This is a genomic window from Methylocapsa sp. S129 (assembly GCF_009765995.1).
GTDB lineage: Bacteria > Pseudomonadota > Alphaproteobacteria > Rhizobiales > Beijerinckiaceae > Roseiarcus.
In genome coordinates, this window is record NZ_LMUI01000016.1 from 217,164 (window position 1) to 232,912 (window position 15,749).

A 15,749-nucleotide genomic window follows, 5' to 3' on the forward strand; every position below is an offset into this window, starting at 1 on the left:
GGCGCCGCCGCAATCGACGGCGATCGTGCGCCCCTCCTCGATTGCCCGGAGTTCGCCCCATGCTCGCTCACCCTGTCCCGCGTTCGTTCCTTATTGCCTTGATGCTCGCCTGCTCCCTCGGCGTCGCGCAAGCCGATGAGGCGGCGCGCCCGACGATCGAAACGACGGGCGAAAGCACGGTCGGCGCGCGGCCCGATTTCGCGACGATCACGATCGGCGAGCAAAGCGCCGCCAAGACGGCGCAGGCCGCGCTGGCGGACAATTCCAAGGCGACGGCCGCATTGATCGAAGCGTTGAAAGGCGCCGGCGTCGAGGCGAAGGACATCCAGACATCCGATTTCTCGATCCGGCCGCAGATGTCGAACGTCGGCCGGAGCGGCGGCGAGCCGACGACGATCGTCGGCTATTCCGTCTCCAATCGCGTCAGGGCGACGCTCCATGACCTGACGCGCCTTGGCGACGTGCTCGACAAAGCGGTGGCGGCGGGCGCCAATTCGGTCAACGGCATTCAATTCGGCGTCGCCAACGCCTCCATCCTGCTCGACGAGGCGCGCAAGGCCGCTTTCGCCGACGCGCGGCGCAAGGCCGAACTTTATGCGGGCGAAGCGGGCGTCAAGCTCGGCGCCCTCGCGAGCCTCGAGGAGACGGGCGCCGCCATGCCGGTCTACGCCAACGCGGCTGGCATGCCGGCCGCGATGGCGGCGCCGATCGAGTCCGGCCAAAGCACATTGAGCGTCGGCGTCCGCGCCCGCTTCGAGATCGCGCGATAGCGCGCTTAATGAAAGGCCGGCGTGACGAAGATCGCGATCGCGACCAGCAGGCCGAGGAAGAACGAGGCAGAGCGCAGCGGCTGGCGATCCGTCAGATACATCGCGGTGTAAAAGAGCCGGATCACGATATAGGCGACCGCCAGCCAATTCACTGTGGCGCTCGCGCCTTCCAGCATATGCGCGACAATCACCGCCGCGGCGAAAAACGGAAACGTCTCGAAATGGTTGAGATGCGCGCCATAGGCGCGCGCCGGCAGGCCTTCGAGCTGCTGAGCCGACGAGCCCCGCGGCAACTTGATATTGAGCTTCGCCGACGCGGGACCAAAGACCAGATAGGGTAGGAGCGCGGCGATCAGAATGCACCAGATGGCGATTGTCATGCGATATCCCCCCGTGAAGCCTTGGTCCTGACTTAACGCATGTGGCCTTCTTTTGACAGGAGTGCGCGCCGATCGCCGGCGCAGCCGCATCCCAATGTCCGACTTTGCTCTTGACGCTCGAACGCCGGCCATCGCACTTGGCGGGCGTGAATGTCGACGCGCCGGCGCCGGCAGGGAGAGAGCGAAGTGCAGGCGATGCGCACGCGCAGATCGATATTGCAATCGGCGGCAGCGGCCGCGGCCGGATCATTCCTAGGCGCGCGCGCATCGGCGCGGCCGAAGGAAATCGTGCGGGAATCGGCTTACAATTACATCATCGTGTCGCAGGACGGTCCCGTCGTCTCTTTCCGGCGGATGGAGAACGGCGCCGCCATTTCTGCGATCGATATGAGTCGGCCGAGCTATCAGGTCATCCCCTATACGAAATTCCTGTTCGCGCCTGCCCTCATCAACCCGAATCCGGCGGCGGTTTTGAGCATCGGCCTGGGCGCCGGGTCCTTCAACCGGCTCTTTAATGTGATCTATCCGGACGCGACGCTGACAAGCGTCGAAATCGACCCGATGATTCGCGATCTGGCGTTGGAATTTACCAACTTCCAGGAATCGGAACGCAACAAAGTCGTTATCGAGGACGGCCGGCGGTTCTTGCGGCGCAGCCGCGACCGCTGGGACTGGATCATCATCGACGCGTTCGTGCGCAACAGCCAATATCCTCCGCATCTGGCGACGCATGAATTTTTCACGCTCGTTGCGGACCATCTCAGCGATGATGGACTTCTCGCGATCAATGTCATCAGCGGCAACAAACTGGTCGATTGCCTGGTCGGCGCCATTATGGCGGCCTTCCCGAGCGTTGTTTTATTCGCCGTGCCAGGCACGGCGAATGTCGTCGTCGTCGCTGCCAAGAGCGCAAGTCCCCCGCTGGAAGAAAAATTCAAGACGGCCTCGGCGCCATTTTCGTCGCCGATGAAGGACAACGGCGTCGACCCCTTCGCGATCAGCGCATTGGGCAAGGCGCCGGGCTCCCTGGCTTGCGCCAATCCGCTCACCGATGATTTCGCGCCGACCGAGTTTCTGGGTGCCCAATGGCAGAAGTAGCGGGCGGCCGGACAATGGGGATCAGCCTGCTGGTTGGCGTTTGCGCCTTCTTCCAGGGCTTTCTCAGCATGGGATTTCAACTGGTCGCGACGCGTCTGCTGGCGCCCTTTTTCGGATCGACCCTGTTCGTCTGGTCTTTCGTCATCTCGACCTTCCTGGCGGCTTTCAGCATCGGCGCCATTGTTGGCGGCTTGTTCTCGCAGCTTGCCGCCAGACGCTTGATGACCAACCTCGTCGCGCTCGTCGCCATCGGTCTTGCCGGCTATCTCGTCACCGCGACGCAAGGACATGTCATCCTGCAAAGCATCGATGCGAGCTTCGATAATTCCTTCCTCGCGCTCGGCCTGTCGTGCTTTGCGCTGTTTTTCTTCCCGGTCGTTTGCTTGTCGGCGCTGCTGCCGATTTTCACCGAGGCCTTGATGAGCTCGGGTTTCCGAGGTGGCATGTCGACCGGCGTCGTTTACGGGATCAGCACGCTGGGCAATATCACCGGCGTGATGGTCACCGCCTTTGTCCTGATCCCGTCGTTTCCGACATCGACGATTTTGCAGGGCTGGACGGCGGCGGCGGCGATCTGCTTCGCCTTGTTCATCGGGCTGATTGGCCGGGCGGCGCCGCATATGGCGGCGCAGAGGGGTTCGTCAAATTCATGAAGCTTCGGGCGACGTTCAGCGCAGTCGCGACGATGACGATCAGCGAGGCGCCGTCGAGCAGGAAGGGAAGACGCAAGCCCGTCAACAGCCATTCTCCGCCGCAGCAAATCACGATCTGCGCGAGCGCCGTCAGTCCCACTGGGCGCGTCGCGCCGCCCGGAGCGGCCCCGGTGCGCATGATAGCGAATCCGGCGATCAGCACGGCGGTGACGAGAATATGGACGGGCTTGCCAACGGCGAGGAAAGACGTGTTCATCGATTTGTCGAGGCTCAAAATCAGGGCGCCGAGTAAGAGGCCGCCGACATATTTGGCGAGCAGCGGCGGCCAGACATCGAAGAGGCTCGCCTCGTTCGCGCCGCTTTCCGCAGCTTCGCCCGCGACCGAAATATTGGAATTTCGACCCGGCGCGCCACGCGCCATGGCGAGCGAGACAATGAGAGCGACCGCCGCCAGGGAACAACCGATAACGACAAGAATATCGCCCTGGCTCACCACGCCCTGACGCAAAAGCTCGACGATCGCCGCGGCCGCGTGCGGAAGTTTCGTGAGATAGGGCGCGACCAGCAGCAGCCAGAAGCCGTGGCCCAGACCGCGAAGCGTGATCCGCTCGCCGAGCCAGCCGAGCAGCGCGGTCGCCGCCACAAACGTCGCGACGATGCCCGCCTGAAACGTCCAGTCGGGATCGTCGACAAGACCGGGGGCCAGCTCCAACGCATGGGCTATGCCTAAACCCTGAAACGCGGCCACGACCAGAGCGGCGATTTGCGTCGCGCGATGCAGCCGCGCCGCTTTTCTCTCGTCGGCCGCCTCCCATCGCGCGAGCGCCGGAAAAGCGAGTTTCACGACCTCGACGATCAGCAAAACGGAAAGAATCGGCGTGACGCCAAGCGCGAAAATCGAGAGGCGCTCGAGCGACATCCAAGGCGCGCCCAGAAAGCGGCTTATGGCTTGCGGATCAAGACCGGGAAGCGGAATCTGGCATCCCAGGCGATAGAGCAAGAGGACGCCGATCGTGATGAATAATCGACGCCATATCCCACTCTTCAAAGCAGGCTCGCCGATCGCCATCCTGGCATTCACCTGAGGTTCGACGCGCATAACAGCGAGTCACGGTTGGCCTTGCCTCGCCCTGTCGAGACAGCCTCCCATTCGCGCGCGGATGATGCGCCCGTGCGAACGGGTCTGGCAAGCCCGGCTTACGGGACGCGAGGCGAATGAACTTGTTGAACGCTGCGGCCCTTGCCTCCTTTGCGCCGATGCGTCAGATTCGGTCCGCGGAGGATGGGGCCATGCGGATGGAATTCAGACGGATGACGGGCGTTCTCATTCTTGAAAGGGCGTGGCCGGCGCACGGGCGTCCGGTCGAGGAGATTGCCGCGGAAGCGAAAGACGCGCTTGCGAGCTGTTATGAGGGCGACACATTCTCGTTCTGGCCCAAGAAGGAATTCGCCTCCAATGCGCCAGAAGAGGTTCGGGTCGTCGACGGCGAAGGCCGGGTGATTGCGCAATATGATCTCTGCAGCTTTCTTGCAGAGACGCAGCGCTCGATGACGGCGAGGCCCAACGCCTAGAGGCGTTGGACGCACGCGACGCGCGATGTCCTTGGGGGTTCATGTCGCGCTCGCCGTTGGCGGCGCCTGACGGCCGCCTTACCGCGACGACCCGATGAAGCGCCGGCTAATCGATTATCGACAGAGCTAAAGCGCTAGCTGTTTGATCCTAGGCTTTGATGGCGGCGGGCTTCAACGAATGATTCCGTTGAAGAAGTTTCTGGTGAAATTGCTCGCCCATAACTGCGCAGGCCAACAGCGCGCGAAGTCCTTCCGGCATAGCCCAGTTCGCGCCGTGCGGCAGCATCATTGACGCTGAACTCCCGGCCGATCATGCGCATCATCGAACGAGACACCGGCGGGTCGCCCGCTTTGCGCGCGATGGCCCAGACAGCGTCCATCAAACGACCCAGAGTCATGGCGAGCCAGTAGGGGATCGAGCGCAATTTCTCGATGGACAGGCCCTGAACGTTTGCGAGCGAGGCGACGAATTCGCGGAAAGTCTGCTTTTCCGGATCGGCGATGAAGTAGGCGCGGCCGCCCTCGCCGCGTTCCAATGCGCATTGAATGGCTTCGATGACATTGTCCACATGGCAGGTGGCGAAGGCATAGTCTCCTCGGTCGACGAATGCGAACTGCCCAGAGTTGATTGCCTGTGGGAGCGCCCGGCTGAATGGGTCGCCTGGGCCCCAAAGCGCCGGTGGGCGAAGTGCGAGCGTGCGGAAACCAAGCTTGTTGGCCGCCAACACGATTGTCTCGGCCCGCGCCTTGCTTGCCAGGTAGGCGGAAAAGTGGTTCGGGAACGTCGGCGCGCTCTCGTCTGCATTACGGACAGGGGCGCCTGGATTGTCCATGACGATTCCCGCCGCGCTGATGTGGACGAAAGTCGTCGCCCCGGCTTTCTCGGCCGACGCCAGAAGCCTGGCCGTACCCTCTACATTCGTTTTGAAGAACGGCTCCCGGGGGCCAGAGAACCGGAACAGCGCCGCTGCGTGCACGACGGCGTCCACCGAGGGCAACGATAGCGGCGCTTCGCTTTCCAGATCCCCTTCGACGGGGAATGCGCCCAATGCTCGAAGTTTCGCGTGGGAGGACGCCGAGCGCGCGAGGGCAAACACTTGATCGCCATTCTCCACTGGTTTCGGGATCAGGCGGCCTCCGAGAAGACCTGTGCCTCCGGTGACCAGAATTCTCATGATGATCAGCCTTTCGATTCAGGGGTGAGGATGGCTTGCATAGCGTTCTCGCGGATGTCTTTTAGGACGGCCGGACTAGGCATTGCCGTCTTGCGTAGTTGAGCCGTCACGTAGAGCAGAGAAGCGGCGTTCGCAGAGGCCCATGCCAGATCGGCCGCCGCCGCTACGGCGAGCGCGAGCCGTCCATCGGCAGCGATGGCCGCAATGCGTTCGATCAACAGCGCGAAAGCTTGTTCGGCAGCGGGTATCTGGGCGCCATTGAGGACGCGACTCATCATTGCCGCATAGAGTCGGGGCCGCGCCGCGGCGAAGCGCACATAGTCGTCCCAGCCCTCGCGCAGGGCCGTTACAGGGTCGGGGGATTGCTCTGCCGCCTTCTTGCCTTCGAGGAACTGCGAGAACGCCTCAGTCATGGCCGCGCTCAACAGGCCGTCGGCGCTACCGTAGTGGTGGCAGAGCGTGGGCGCGGTGACGTTCGCCAGGGCGCATACGGCGCGCGTCGAAAACTGAGCCTCTCCTTCGTCCTCAAGAACTTTCAGAGCGGCGGTGAGCAAGGTTGCGCGTGTATTCATACTCCCGACTATAGCGCCGATATAGGACTCTTGCGGAACGGCTCCCGCTGGCGCCGGAATACCGCATCCGGGGCGGCGCAGGTCATGTCAGCCACGCGTTCCCCGTCGACCGCCTAAGCCCGTCAGCGCGTCATGTCTTGAGCCGCCGGCGCGTCACGCTATAGTGTGCGGCCGGTCAACCCTATCGTCGGCGACCGAGGAGCGCAGAAGTTGATCGATTCGGCTGAAGCGCGGCGCACGAATATCGCTTTGCTGATCGATGAGCTCGTCGACGCCAATCATATTCTGTTCCACCAGAACGTGGTTGATGGCTTCGGCCATGTCAGCGCGCGCCACCCCGAACGCGCGGATCGCTTTTTTCTCTCGCGCAGCATGGCGCCGGCTTTGGTGCGGTCGGCGGACATCCTGGAGTTCGATCTCGACGGCGCAGTCGCGGAGCCGGATGGGCGAGCCGTCTATCTCGAGCGTTTCATCCATAGCGAGATTTATCGGGCCCGGCCGGATGTCGCCGCCGTTGTGCATAGCCATTCGGCCTCGGTGATCCCGTTTGGCGTGGTGCGCAATGCGCCTCTGCGAGCCATCTCTCACATGTGCGGGTTCCTCGGGGAAGGCGCGCCGGTGTTTGAGATCCGCGACGCGGCAGGCGATGGAACCGACCTTCTCATTCGCAACCGCGCGCTTGGCGCCGCATTGGCCAAGTCGCTTCAGGGCGCCGCGGCGGTGCTGATGCGGGGCCATGGCGCGACAATGGTGGGGACCAGCCTGCGCCAGGCGGTCTTCAGGGCCGTCTATACCGAGACGGGCGCCCGGCTGCAGGCGGAGGCGCTGCGACTCGGTCCGGTCACATTCCTGACGGCGGCGGAAGCCGCCGCCGCCGCGCAGACCAACGATGCGCAGATCAATCGGGCGTGGGATCTCTGGCGCGTTCAAGCGCGCGCGCATGCAGGAACCCCACAAAAAGATTACTTGCGCGAATGATGACATTTGTTCGAGAAATAGCGTCGCCGGCCGCTCGACCGAGCCAAAAGGCTGCGGGGCGCGTTACAGGGAGGGATCAGGCGATGCGTAAATTAGCTTTCGCGACTTCGTTGTTGTTAGCGGGATTGGCGAGCGCCGGCGCGGCGCGCGCGCTCACGCTGACAAGCCCGGACATCAAGCCGGGCGCCAGAATATCCGACGAGCAGGTGGCCAACAGCATGGGCTGCCCTGGAAAGAACCTCTCGCCGGCGCTGAGCTGGTCGGGCGCGCCCAAGGGCACCAAGAGCTTCGCGTTGAGCGTCTATGATCCAGATGCGCCGACGGGCAGCGGCTTCTGGCACTGGGTGATCATCAACATTCCGCCGGACGCGACCTCGCTGCCCAAGAACGCCGGCGATCCCGCGGCCAATCTGTTGCCGGCCGGGGCGGTGATGAGCCGCACCGATATCGGCTCGCCCGGCTATACCGGCCCGTGCCCGCCCAAGGGCGACAAGCCGCACCATTACCACTTCCAGCTTTTCGCGGTGGATGTCGACAAGCTCGACGCCGATGCGAACGCCACGCCGGCCTATGTCGGCTTCAACCTGCATTTCCATACGCTGGCCAAGGCGACTCTGACTGGAGTCTGGAGCCGTTGAAACCACGGAGCAGGCTCGGTCCGGGTTTGCGGATCGAGCCGGCTTCGGTAGGCGCCGCGCCGATCAAAGGCTGAAACGGTCGGCGCTACTCCGTCGCAAAATAGAGGAGCGCTGCGATCGGAAGGGCGAATCCGATCCAGGACGTCAGCGCCCAGCCGCCTCGCGCATAGGCCCATCCTCCGAGCGCGGAGCCGATCGCGCCGCCGACAAAAAACGTCGCCATATAGAGGCCATTGAGGCGGCTTCGATATTCGGCCCCGAGCGCAAAGATGGCGCGCTGCCCGAGCACGAGATTGGCCGACACGCCGAAATCGAGCAGGATCGCGGCGGCCACCAGAAGCGTCAGAGCGAGATTTGAACCGGTCGCGCTGATATGCGTCATCAGGAAAGCGGCGGCGACGGCCAGCATGGCGGGCGCGGTCGCCAGGCGGATCCATCCGCGATCGGCGATTCTGCCGGCGATCGGCGCGGCGATCGCGCCTGCGACGCCAGCGAGCGCGAACAGCGCGACACCGGTTTGCGATAGACCGAAATCAGCGCCGGTCAGCAACAGAGGCGTCGTGGTCCAGAACAGGCTGAAGGCGGCGAACAGGCAGGCGTGATAGAGCGCTCTCCTTTGCAGGGTTGGGGTTGTCAGCGCAAGACGCGCCATGGAAGCCAGGAGTTCGCCGTAGCGGAGCCTGGAGGTCGGCATACGCGGGGGCAGCGCCCAGCCCAGGACGATGGCGAGCACAACCATGACGACCGTCGAGAGAATGAAAACCACGTGCCAGGACGAGACGTGGGTGATGAAGCTCGCAACGGGACGGGCGAGCATGATCCCGAGCAGGAGTCCGCTCATGACGTTGCCGACCACTTGTCCGCGCATGGCGTCGGGCGCCAGATGCGCGGCGTAGGGCACGAGAATCTGCACCGAGACGGAACCAATGCCGATGAACAGGGCCGCGGCCAGGAACGGCAGCGGCTGGGTGCAAAGCGCCGCCGCCAGCAAGGCGAGGCCGCCGACCGCCATCACGCAAAGGACAAGCCGACGATTCTCGATGAGATCGCCGAGCGGCACGATCAGCAGCAGGCCGATGACGTAGCCAATCTGCGTCATGGTCACGATCAGGCCCGCTGCTTGTGGCGGCAGGCCGAGCGCCGCGCTGATCGGCCCGACAAGCGGTTGCGCATAATAGATGTTGGCGACGATCAGACCGCAGGCCGCGGCAAGAAGAAACGTCATCCATGCCGGGACAATGCGTCGATCAGGCGTCGCGTCGGCGGATAGGGCGGCAACATTGTTCACTGGGGACTCCATAAAGGGAATATATGTTTCCTAAATAGGCGAAAAAATCAGGCGAGCACTTTCATCGCGATATCGACAGTCCCAGCCATCTCCGCGCGGGTCCGCCCCGTCTTGCCGAGGATACGCAATCCCTGCGTCAGGCAGACCATCACGCGGGCCGTAGCTTCGGCGTCGATATGCGGCGGAATTGAGCCGTCCTCCCGGCCTTGCCGGATCAGATCGGCCAGAAACGCTTCGTTCTTTCTGAGTGCGCCCGTCACGTGCTCTGCGATCTCAGGATCAAAGGTCGCCAGTTCGGCGGCGCAGCCGACGACAAGACATCCCCGCCGTCCTTCCGCGCCGTGCGACGCCTCGACGTAGAAGGACAAAGCCTTGCATATCCGGTCCCGCCCAGTCTTGCCCGCGCGGATCGCGTTCCGAAGCTTTTCGTCCCGCGCGACCTTGTAGCGATCGAACGCCGCCAGGAAGACCGCCCGCTTATCCCTGAACGCCTTGTAGATGCTGCCCGAGGCAAGCTCCATCGCGCCCGTGAGGTCGTTGACCGATGTCGCGTGGTAGCCCCGCTCCCGGAAGACGCGGATCGCCTTGTCCAGCGCTTCGTCCATGTCGAACTCGCGTGGTCGGCCGCGGCTTCGGGGCGTCATGGCGGATGAAGGCGCGGCATTCAGCATAGGTTATTATAGGGAATAATCGTTTCCTAAATCAAGCCCCTTAAATTCGTAATGAAAGCGGCGCTTCGGCGCGCGTTGCTTATGAGGCCTGATTCAGCCCAACGCGGCTTTCTCGCGCAGCGCCCGGGGTAATGGAAAGAACACCGTCTCATCCGTTGTCGTCAGCGTCTCGACAGCGATGTCATAGCGTTCGGCAAAAGCGTCGATGACCTGTTCGACAAGAATCTCCGGCGCCGAGGCGCCGGCGGTTATGGCCAGCGAGCCGATGGCGCCAAACATCTGCCAGTCGATCTCCGAGGCGCTCGGCAGAAGGCGTGAAATCTTACATCCGGCCCGCTGCGCGACCTCCGCCAATCTTTGCGAATTGGAAGAATTGGGCGAGCCGACGACGATCACCGCCTCGACGGATGGCGCGGCGCGCTTGATCGCCTCCTGACGATTGGTCGTTGCGTAACAAATATCTTCCAGCGCGGGTACGATAATTTTGGGGAAACGCCGCACCAGCGAATCCACGATCCCACGCGTATCGTCGACGGATAGAGTCGTTTGCGTGACATAGGCGAGATTGCTTTCATCTTCAAAGGTCAGCGCGGCGACCTCCTCGATCGTGCTGACCAGCACGATGGCGCCGGCCGGCAATTGGCCCATCGTGCCGATCACTTCCGGATGGCCGGCATGGCCAATCAGAATGATCTTGCGGCCGCGCTTGAAATGAACCTGCGCTTCGCGGTGAACCTTGGTGACAAGCGGGCAGGTCGCGTCGATCGTGAACAGGCGCCGCGCCAGAGCCTCTTCCGGCACGCTTTTGGCGACGCCATGAGCGGAGAAAATCACCGGCGCCGAACCCGCCGGCGCCTCGCTCAGCTCTTCGATGAACACCGCGCCCTTGGCCTTCAAGGATTCGACGACATATTTGTTATGGACGATTTCATGCCGCACGTAGACCGGCGGCCCATAGATTTGCAGGGCGCGCTCGACGACGTCGATCGCCCGCACGACGCCCGCGCAAAAACCGCGCGGGGCGCATAGGATGATTCGAAGTTTTGGTTTTTGCGACGTCGGAGAACGGGTCATGATGGCGAAGGTTTTCGGGAAGCTGCGGCCGTAAGTCAATAGGGTTGTCGTTGCGCGAGCTTTGCGGCGGCCCGTCAGGAGATCCGCGCAAGATGCCGTGATCGGGGCTGGCGCGAGCGCTTCATTGGCTCTAAGAGCGCCTTGCTTTCGCTCCGCGAGGATCCTCTTTTGACCGCTGCATCCGCCGCCGTTCTTGTCAAGCCGCGCGCCGTTTTTACGGAAGGCTCGACGATGCGCCACGTCGCGGTGATGACGGCGACCGGCTCCATCGGCCTGATGGCGATCTTCTTCGTCGATCTTTTGTCGCTGCTTTATGTCTCGCGTTTGGGCGATCAATCGCTGAAGGCGGCGGTTGGTTATTCCAGTCAAGTGCTGTTTCTCGCCATGTCGATCAATATCGGTCTGACGATCGCCGTCACCGCCACAGTTTCGCGCGCGCTGGGCGCGGGCGATCGGCCCCGGGCGAGACGTCTGGCGGCTTCGGGGCTGGCGATCGCCGGAATATTTGCGACGATCATCGCCGCGGCGCTGCTTGTCTTTCGCGGTCCGATTCTTGAGCACGCTTTGCATGCGCAGGGCCATGCGGGCGAAGTCGCCTATCAATTTCTCGCCATCACCTTGCCAGCCAATATCCCGATGGCTCTGGGCATGTGCCTTTCCGGCGTGCTGCGCGCCACGGGCGACGCCCGGCGCGCGATGTATGTGACGCTGGCGGGCGGGGCCGTCACGGCGTTCACGGACCCGCTGCTGATTTTCGGATTTGGGCTGGGCGTCTATGGCGCGGCCTGGGCGACGGTGATTTCGCGGTTGGTGTTTCTTGGCGTCGGCGCCTATGGCGCGATCTTTATTCACGACCTTGTCGGGCGCCCTGACTGGCGATCGATCCGGCGCGATCTGCGGCCCATCATGGGGATCGGCCTGCCATCCATTCTGGCCAATCTGGCGACGCCCGTCGCCGCCGTCTACGTCACGCGCGTGATCTCGGATTTCGGCGAAGCGGCGGTCGCGGCGGTCGCCACGACGGACCGCGTCATCCCCGTCGCCTTCGGCGTCATTTTCGCGCTGACCGGCGCCGTCGGACCGATCCTCGGCCAGAATCTCGGCGCGAAACTGATGCATCGGGTGCGCCGCGCGTTAACCGATTCATTCCTGCTGTCCGTCGGCTATGTCTTGATCGCGTGGGCGGTGTTGTTCGTCGTTAGCCCCTGGATCAATTGGGCGTTCGACGCGCAAGGGGAAAACGCCCGTCTCGTCACGTTTTTCTGCACCTATGGCGTGTCGGCGTGGGTGTTCGTCACTTGTCTTTTCGTCGCCAATACGGCGTTCAACAATCTTGGCTTTCCGCTGCTGGCGACCGTCTTCAACTGGGGCCGCGCCACTTTGGGGACCATTCCGTTCGTGACGATCGGCGCGAGGATTGGCGGGCGCGAACACGGCGTGGAGGGCGCGATGTTAGGAGTGGCCGCCGGCGCCGCCATATTTGGAATAAGCGCAGTGATCGCGGCTTATTGGGTGACGGGGCGGCTCGCAAAACGCATCGAAAAGCTCTAGGGTCGTTTACGCCCCGGCGGGGCGCCTCACAGGGGGATGCTTCTCCATGAATCTCAACGACATCATTCAAGCAGCCCAAGGCGGGCAGGGCGTCAATAATCTGGCGAGCCAGTTCGGCCTGACGCCCGAGCAGACCCAGGCGGCCATCCAGGCGATGATCCCCGCCTTTTCGACAGGCTTGCAGAGAACGGCGCAGGATCCGACCGGTCTTGGCGGCATTCTCTCGCAACTCACCAGCGGCGTGCATCAGGGTTCGTTCACCGACCCGAGCCAGGCGGGCGCGGCTGCCGGAGCGGGCGGCGGCGTGCTCGGCCAGATCTTTGGTTCGCCGCAGATTACCACGCAGATCAGCCAGCAGGCTTCGCAGATTTCGGGCATCAGCCCGCAGATCGTTCAGCAGATGATGCCGATCGTTGCTTCGATGCTGATGGGCGGCCTGTTCCATTCGATGACCTCTCAGGGGCTCGGCGGCATTCTTGGCCAACTCGCCGGCGCCGCAAATAGCCCGGGCGGCCTGGGTTCGGCCGTCAATCCGTCAGGCGCCGCTCAACCGGCTGGCGGCCTGTTCGGCGGTCTTCTGAGCAACGTGCTCGGCGGGCTCTTCGGCGGCGGCGGCGCGTCGGGCGCGGCTGCTCCTCAATCGGCGGCGTTGCAGGCCGGGCTCAATACGCTGAGCAGTATGTTTCAGGCCGGCGTGCAGGTCTCCCAGACGCATCAGCAGGGCCTGAGCGATATTCTCAACTCGCTGACCACCCCAAACCGCAGCTAGGCGGCGGCGTCCGCTATCGCCGCGACGGCCTTGAGCCGTCACCGCGTCTTGAACGCGATGGCTTTTGGCCAAATTGCCGGTCGCCGTGGCGATGGACGGGCGGGGATGGCGATGCGACTTGTCCCGTTCTGGAGAATAGCCGCGATCGAGGGCGATCGGCTTTGGCGCGCGCTATGCGAAGGGGCTGGATGGCGCAGGCGTCATCTCCGGCCGTCAACCGCTCGCTTCCTGCTTGGGCGATGGATTGAAGGCCGCGGCGCTCGCCAAAAGCCACGGCGGCGCACAATGTTATTTCTGGAAATAAGAATTAATGCTAAGGTTTAAATTTAGTTTTCCAGAAGACGATCTTCAGGGAGACCCGCCTTTGACGCCCTCATTCTCTGCGCCCGAAAGTTCGATCGCTTGGCCAAGGCGCCGGCGGGCGGGGCGGTTTGGCCGTCGGAGACGAACCGGGCGCCGAAAGGCCGCGGGCGCTATTTCCTGCCCGAAAATTTCGATGTGGAAGCTCGGAGGGGGTCAAGTCCTTGATATCGCCTGTTTCGCGGATGCCCGCGCTTTTCCGGGCGGGCGAGAATCAAGGACTTAGCGTGAGTTTTGACGCGCCATGCCGGGTCATTCGGGCGCTCCGGCTATTCCCGGGCTATTCCACCGCTGATCGCCGTTCTCGACTTTCCCTTCGCCTGGGGCGCTTCGTTGCGTTGTCGCCTGGGGCCGACTATCTAACCGCGGTCTCTCACGGGCTTGCCCGCTCACCCTCTTCCGGAATCTTTCATGGCCCGCGATATCATTGACGCCCATTCTGTGGAGTCGCGCGACGCGCTCGTCTCCTGGCTGGAGGCGGGGTGTAAGCCCGCCGCGTCATTCCGGGTCGGGACCGAACACGAAAAGATTCCCTTCTATCGCGCGGATTTGACGCCGGTCCCCTACGAGGGCGCGCGCGGCATTCGGGCGCTGCTTGAGGGCATGCAAAGCTTGCTCGGCTGGGAGGCGATCGTCGACGGGGACAATCTCATCGGCCTGTTCGACGCCGCCGGGGGAGGGGCCATCTCCCTGGAGCCGGGCGGTCAATTCGAACTGTCGGGCGCGCCGCTGGAAACCGTGCACCAGACCGCGGCGGAGATCGACGCCCACTTGCGTCAGGTCAGCGAAATTGGGGCGCCGCTCGGCATCGGTTTTCTGGCGCTGGGCATGAGCCCGAAATGGACCCTGGCGCAAACGCCTATTATGCCGAAGGGTCGCTACCAGATCATGGCGCGCTATATGCCGAAGGTGGGAACGCGCGGCCTGGATATGATGTTTCGCACCGCGACCGTGCAATCCAATCTGGATTTTTCCGATGAAGCCGACATGGTCAAAAAGCTGCGCGTCGGGCTCGCATTGCAGCCTTTGTTGACGGCGCTCTTCGCCAATTCGCCTTTCACCGACGGCAAGCTCAATGGTTTTCTTTCCGCGCGTTCGGAAATCTGGCGCCACACCGACAATCATCGCGCGGGAATGCTGCCTTTCGCCTTCGAGCCGGGCATGGGTTTTGAACGCTATGTCGATTATGCGCTCGATGTGCCGATGTATTTTGTCAAAAGGGGCGCCCAATATCACGATGTTGCAGGCGCGAGCTTCCGCGATCTGCTGGCTGGCCGGCTTGAAGCCCTGCCGGGCGAGCGTGCGACGATATCCGATTGGGCCAATCACCTTTCAACGATTTTTCCGGAAGTGCGCCTGAAGCGTTATCTCGAAATGCGCGGCGCGGATGTCGGGCCGGCGGCGCGGATATGCGCGCTGTCGGCTTTGATGGTCGGTCTCTATTACGATTCAGCCGCGCTCGACTCCGCTTTCGATCTTGTCCGGGACTGGAGCGCCGCCGAGCGCCAAAAGCTGCGTGACGACGTCCCGCGTCTTGCGCTTGGCGCGACGATCGCCGGCCGGCGCCTGACCGAGATCGGGCGTGAAATATTGGCGCTCGCACGCGCGGGTCTTGGGAGGCGCGCGCGGCTTGACGAGAGCGGGCGCAATGAAGCGGTCTATCTCGATCCGCTTGACGAATTCATTGAGACGGGCCGTGTCGCGGCTCAGGATTGGATTGCTCGTTTTGAAGGCGAATGGAACGGCGCGGTCGATCCAGCCTTCACTGAGGCCTGCTACTGACCGTTGATGATCCAGCGTGGGTTCGTGTCTTTCCGGACGCCGACGTAAACGCGGCCTGGCCCGGCCGCCGTATCAAATCGCAAATCGCCGGACGCCGCCGCCTCGGTGTCGAACCCCTTGTTGGCGGGATTGCCGCCAAAATGCGGACCGAAAGCATTCGTCGATCCGCCGCCCGCCGATCCAAATCCCGCCCCGGCGCTGATCCGGCCGCTGATCTTGATGCAGGCGTTCGATCCGGCGACCGGGAAGAAGCCTTCGCCCAGCGTGGCGCAATGCGTATCGGCTTTGGCGGCTTGCGGCGGCTGGATATCGTTGGCGCTAGCCGCCTGAACGGCCGCCGACGCCAAGACCAAGCCCAAACTCAAACGAATCATCCAACAAGCTCCCGGCGTCATGACGATTCTCACGCCTCCCTAGC

General features: G+C 63.2%; 17 protein-coding genes. 9 read left to right on the plus strand and 8 right to left on the minus strand.

The genetic code is table 11. The features are described from left to right. Positions 1–59: 59 nt before the first annotated feature. Positions 60–770: an SIMPL domain-containing protein gene (locus tag GSQ90_RS10320; RefSeq protein WP_158814744.1), complete on the plus strand. Its 711-nt coding sequence runs from the start codon at positions 60–62 to the stop codon at positions 768–770. Between the two features lie 5 nt (positions 771–775). Here the strand turns inward: GSQ90_RS10320 and GSQ90_RS10325 are convergent, their stop codons facing one another. After that, the gene (locus tag GSQ90_RS10325; protein ID WP_158814745.1) at positions 776–1,150 is read right to left on the minus strand and encodes an MAPEG family protein; all 375 of its coding nucleotides are present in this window, start codon (positions 1,148–1,150) and stop codon (positions 776–778) included. 150 nt (positions 1,151–1,300) lie between these two features. On the opposite strand from GSQ90_RS10325, the gene GSQ90_RS10330 reads away from it, so the two are divergent. Both GSQ90_RS10330 and GSQ90_RS10335 read left to right on the plus strand, forming a co-directional pair. Next, positions 1,301–2,248, plus strand: coding sequence for a spermidine synthase (locus GSQ90_RS10330; RefSeq protein ID WP_158814746.1), 948 nt, complete (start codon positions 1,301–1,303; stop codon positions 2,246–2,248). Beyond that, a complete protein-coding gene (locus GSQ90_RS10335; RefSeq protein WP_158814747.1) occupies positions 2,236–2,901 on the plus strand; it encodes a fused MFS/spermidine synthase in 666 nt (221 codons plus the stop codon). The genes GSQ90_RS10330 and GSQ90_RS10335 overlap by 13 nt, the downstream gene beginning before the upstream one ends. Here GSQ90_RS10335 and GSQ90_RS10340 read toward each other — a convergent pair. Then, a complete protein-coding gene (locus tag GSQ90_RS10340; protein ID WP_158814748.1) occupies positions 2,837–3,982 on the minus strand; it encodes a hypothetical protein in 1,146 nt (381 codons plus the stop codon). The two genes, GSQ90_RS10335 and GSQ90_RS10340, sit on opposite strands and share 65 nt — an antisense overlap. Before the next feature lie 209 nt (positions 3,983–4,191). Between GSQ90_RS10340 and GSQ90_RS10345 the strand changes: the two genes are divergently transcribed. After that, complete coding sequence (locus GSQ90_RS10345) at positions 4,192–4,473, plus strand: hypothetical protein (RefSeq protein WP_158814749.1); 282 nt, start codon at positions 4,192–4,194, stop codon at positions 4,471–4,473. A 134-nt stretch (positions 4,474–4,607) separates the two neighbouring features. Here the strand turns inward: GSQ90_RS10345 and GSQ90_RS10350 are convergent, their stop codons facing one another. Both GSQ90_RS10350 and GSQ90_RS10355 read right to left on the minus strand, forming a co-directional pair. Beyond that, positions 4,608–5,648: an NAD-dependent epimerase/dehydratase family protein gene (locus GSQ90_RS10350; RefSeq protein ID WP_158814750.1), complete on the minus strand. Its 1,041-nt coding sequence runs from the start codon at positions 5,646–5,648 to the stop codon at positions 4,608–4,610. A 5-nt stretch (positions 5,649–5,653) separates the two neighbouring features. Beyond that, positions 5,654–6,202, minus strand: coding sequence for a TetR/AcrR family transcriptional regulator (locus GSQ90_RS10355; RefSeq protein WP_246731511.1), 549 nt, complete (start codon positions 6,200–6,202; stop codon positions 5,654–5,656). A 228-nt stretch (positions 6,203–6,430) separates the two neighbouring features. Between GSQ90_RS10355 and GSQ90_RS10360 the strand changes: the two genes are divergently transcribed. Both GSQ90_RS10360 and GSQ90_RS10365 read left to right on the plus strand, forming a co-directional pair. Then, complete coding sequence (locus GSQ90_RS10360) at positions 6,431–7,198, plus strand: class II aldolase/adducin family protein (protein ID WP_174247463.1); 768 nt, start codon at positions 6,431–6,433, stop codon at positions 7,196–7,198. An 83-nt stretch (positions 7,199–7,281) separates the two neighbouring features. Further along, complete coding sequence (locus tag GSQ90_RS10365; protein WP_158814753.1) at positions 7,282–7,836, plus strand: YbhB/YbcL family Raf kinase inhibitor-like protein; 555 nt, start codon at positions 7,282–7,284, stop codon at positions 7,834–7,836. 85 nt (positions 7,837–7,921) lie between these two features. Here GSQ90_RS10365 and GSQ90_RS10370 read toward each other — a convergent pair whose 3' ends face one another. The 3 genes from GSQ90_RS10370 to ispH form a co-directional block, all read right to left on the minus strand. Continuing rightward, positions 7,922–9,136: an MFS transporter gene (locus GSQ90_RS10370; protein ID WP_158814754.1), complete on the minus strand. Its 1,215-nt coding sequence runs from the start codon at positions 9,134–9,136 to the stop codon at positions 7,922–7,924. A gap of 35 nt (positions 9,137–9,171) precedes the next feature. Beyond that, positions 9,172–9,729: a TetR/AcrR family transcriptional regulator gene (locus GSQ90_RS10375; protein WP_158814755.1), complete on the minus strand. Its 558-nt coding sequence runs from the start codon at positions 9,727–9,729 to the stop codon at positions 9,172–9,174. 159 nt (positions 9,730–9,888) lie between these two features. Further along, a complete protein-coding gene (gene ispH, locus GSQ90_RS10380) occupies positions 9,889–10,869 on the minus strand; it encodes a 4-hydroxy-3-methylbut-2-enyl diphosphate reductase (protein WP_158814756.1) in 981 nt (326 codons plus the stop codon). Positions 10,870–11,037: 168 nt separating this feature from the next. Between ispH and GSQ90_RS10385 the strand changes: the two genes are divergently transcribed. The 3 genes from GSQ90_RS10385 (at position 11,038) to GSQ90_RS10395 (ending at position 15,331) form a co-directional block, all read left to right on the plus strand. Further along, positions 11,038–12,420, plus strand: a complete 1,383-nt coding sequence (locus tag GSQ90_RS10385; RefSeq protein WP_246731512.1) for an MATE family efflux transporter — start codon at positions 11,038–11,040, stop codon at positions 12,418–12,420. Between the two features lie 46 nt (positions 12,421–12,466). Beyond that, complete coding sequence (locus GSQ90_RS10390; RefSeq protein WP_158814757.1) at positions 12,467–13,189, plus strand: DUF937 domain-containing protein; 723 nt, start codon at positions 12,467–12,469, stop codon at positions 13,187–13,189. A gap of 771 nt (positions 13,190–13,960) precedes the next feature. After that, positions 13,961–15,331: a glutamate--cysteine ligase gene (locus tag GSQ90_RS10395; RefSeq protein ID WP_158814758.1), complete on the plus strand. Its 1,371-nt coding sequence runs from the start codon at positions 13,961–13,963 to the stop codon at positions 15,329–15,331. Here the strand turns inward: GSQ90_RS10395 and GSQ90_RS10400 are convergent. Then, on the minus strand, positions 15,325–15,705 hold the full coding sequence (locus GSQ90_RS10400) for a hypothetical protein (protein ID WP_158814759.1): 381 nt from the start codon (positions 15,703–15,705) through the stop codon (positions 15,325–15,327). The two genes, GSQ90_RS10395 and GSQ90_RS10400, sit on opposite strands and share 7 nt — an antisense overlap. Between the last annotated feature and the right edge of the window lie 44 nt (positions 15,706–15,749).

What these genes read in the sequence shown, in the direction of transcription:
- ispH (WP_158814756.1), bottom strand. Translation starts at nt 10,869, where the DNA reads ATGACCCGTTCTCCGACGTCGCAAAAACCAAAACTTCGAATCATCCTA.
- GSQ90_RS10395 (WP_158814758.1), top strand. Translation starts at nt 13,961, where the DNA reads ATGGCCCGCGATATCATTGACGCCCATTCTGTGGAGTCGCGCGACGCG.
- GSQ90_RS10370 (WP_158814754.1), bottom strand. Translation starts at nt 9,136, where the DNA reads ATGGAGTCCCCAGTGAACAATGTTGCCGCCCTATCCGCCGACGCGACG.
- GSQ90_RS10320 (WP_158814744.1), top strand. Translation starts at nt 60, where the DNA reads ATGCTCGCTCACCCTGTCCCGCGTTCGTTCCTTATTGCCTTGATGCTC.
- GSQ90_RS10345 (WP_158814749.1), top strand. Translation starts at nt 4,192, where the DNA reads ATGCGGATGGAATTCAGACGGATGACGGGCGTTCTCATTCTTGAAAGG.
- GSQ90_RS10365 (WP_158814753.1), top strand. Translation starts at nt 7,282, where the DNA reads ATGCGTAAATTAGCTTTCGCGACTTCGTTGTTGTTAGCGGGATTGGCG.
- GSQ90_RS10390 (WP_158814757.1), top strand. Translation starts at nt 12,467, where the DNA reads ATGAATCTCAACGACATCATTCAAGCAGCCCAAGGCGGGCAGGGCGTC.
- GSQ90_RS10330 (WP_158814746.1), top strand. Translation starts at nt 1,301, where the DNA reads ATGTCGACGCGCCGGCGCCGGCAGGGAGAGAGCGAAGTGCAGGCGATG.
- GSQ90_RS10335 (WP_158814747.1), top strand. Translation starts at nt 2,236, where the DNA reads ATGGCAGAAGTAGCGGGCGGCCGGACAATGGGGATCAGCCTGCTGGTT.
- GSQ90_RS10400 (WP_158814759.1), bottom strand. Translation starts at nt 15,705, where the DNA reads ATGATTCGTTTGAGTTTGGGCTTGGTCTTGGCGTCGGCGGCCGTTCAG.
- GSQ90_RS10350 (WP_158814750.1), bottom strand. Translation starts at nt 5,648, where the DNA reads ATGAGAATTCTGGTCACCGGAGGCACAGGTCTTCTCGGAGGCCGCCTG.
- GSQ90_RS10325 (WP_158814745.1), bottom strand. Translation starts at nt 1,150, where the DNA reads ATGACAATCGCCATCTGGTGCATTCTGATCGCCGCGCTCCTACCCTAT.
- GSQ90_RS10375 (WP_158814755.1), bottom strand. Translation starts at nt 9,729, where the DNA reads ATGGACGAAGCGCTGGACAAGGCGATCCGCGTCTTCCGGGAGCGGGGC.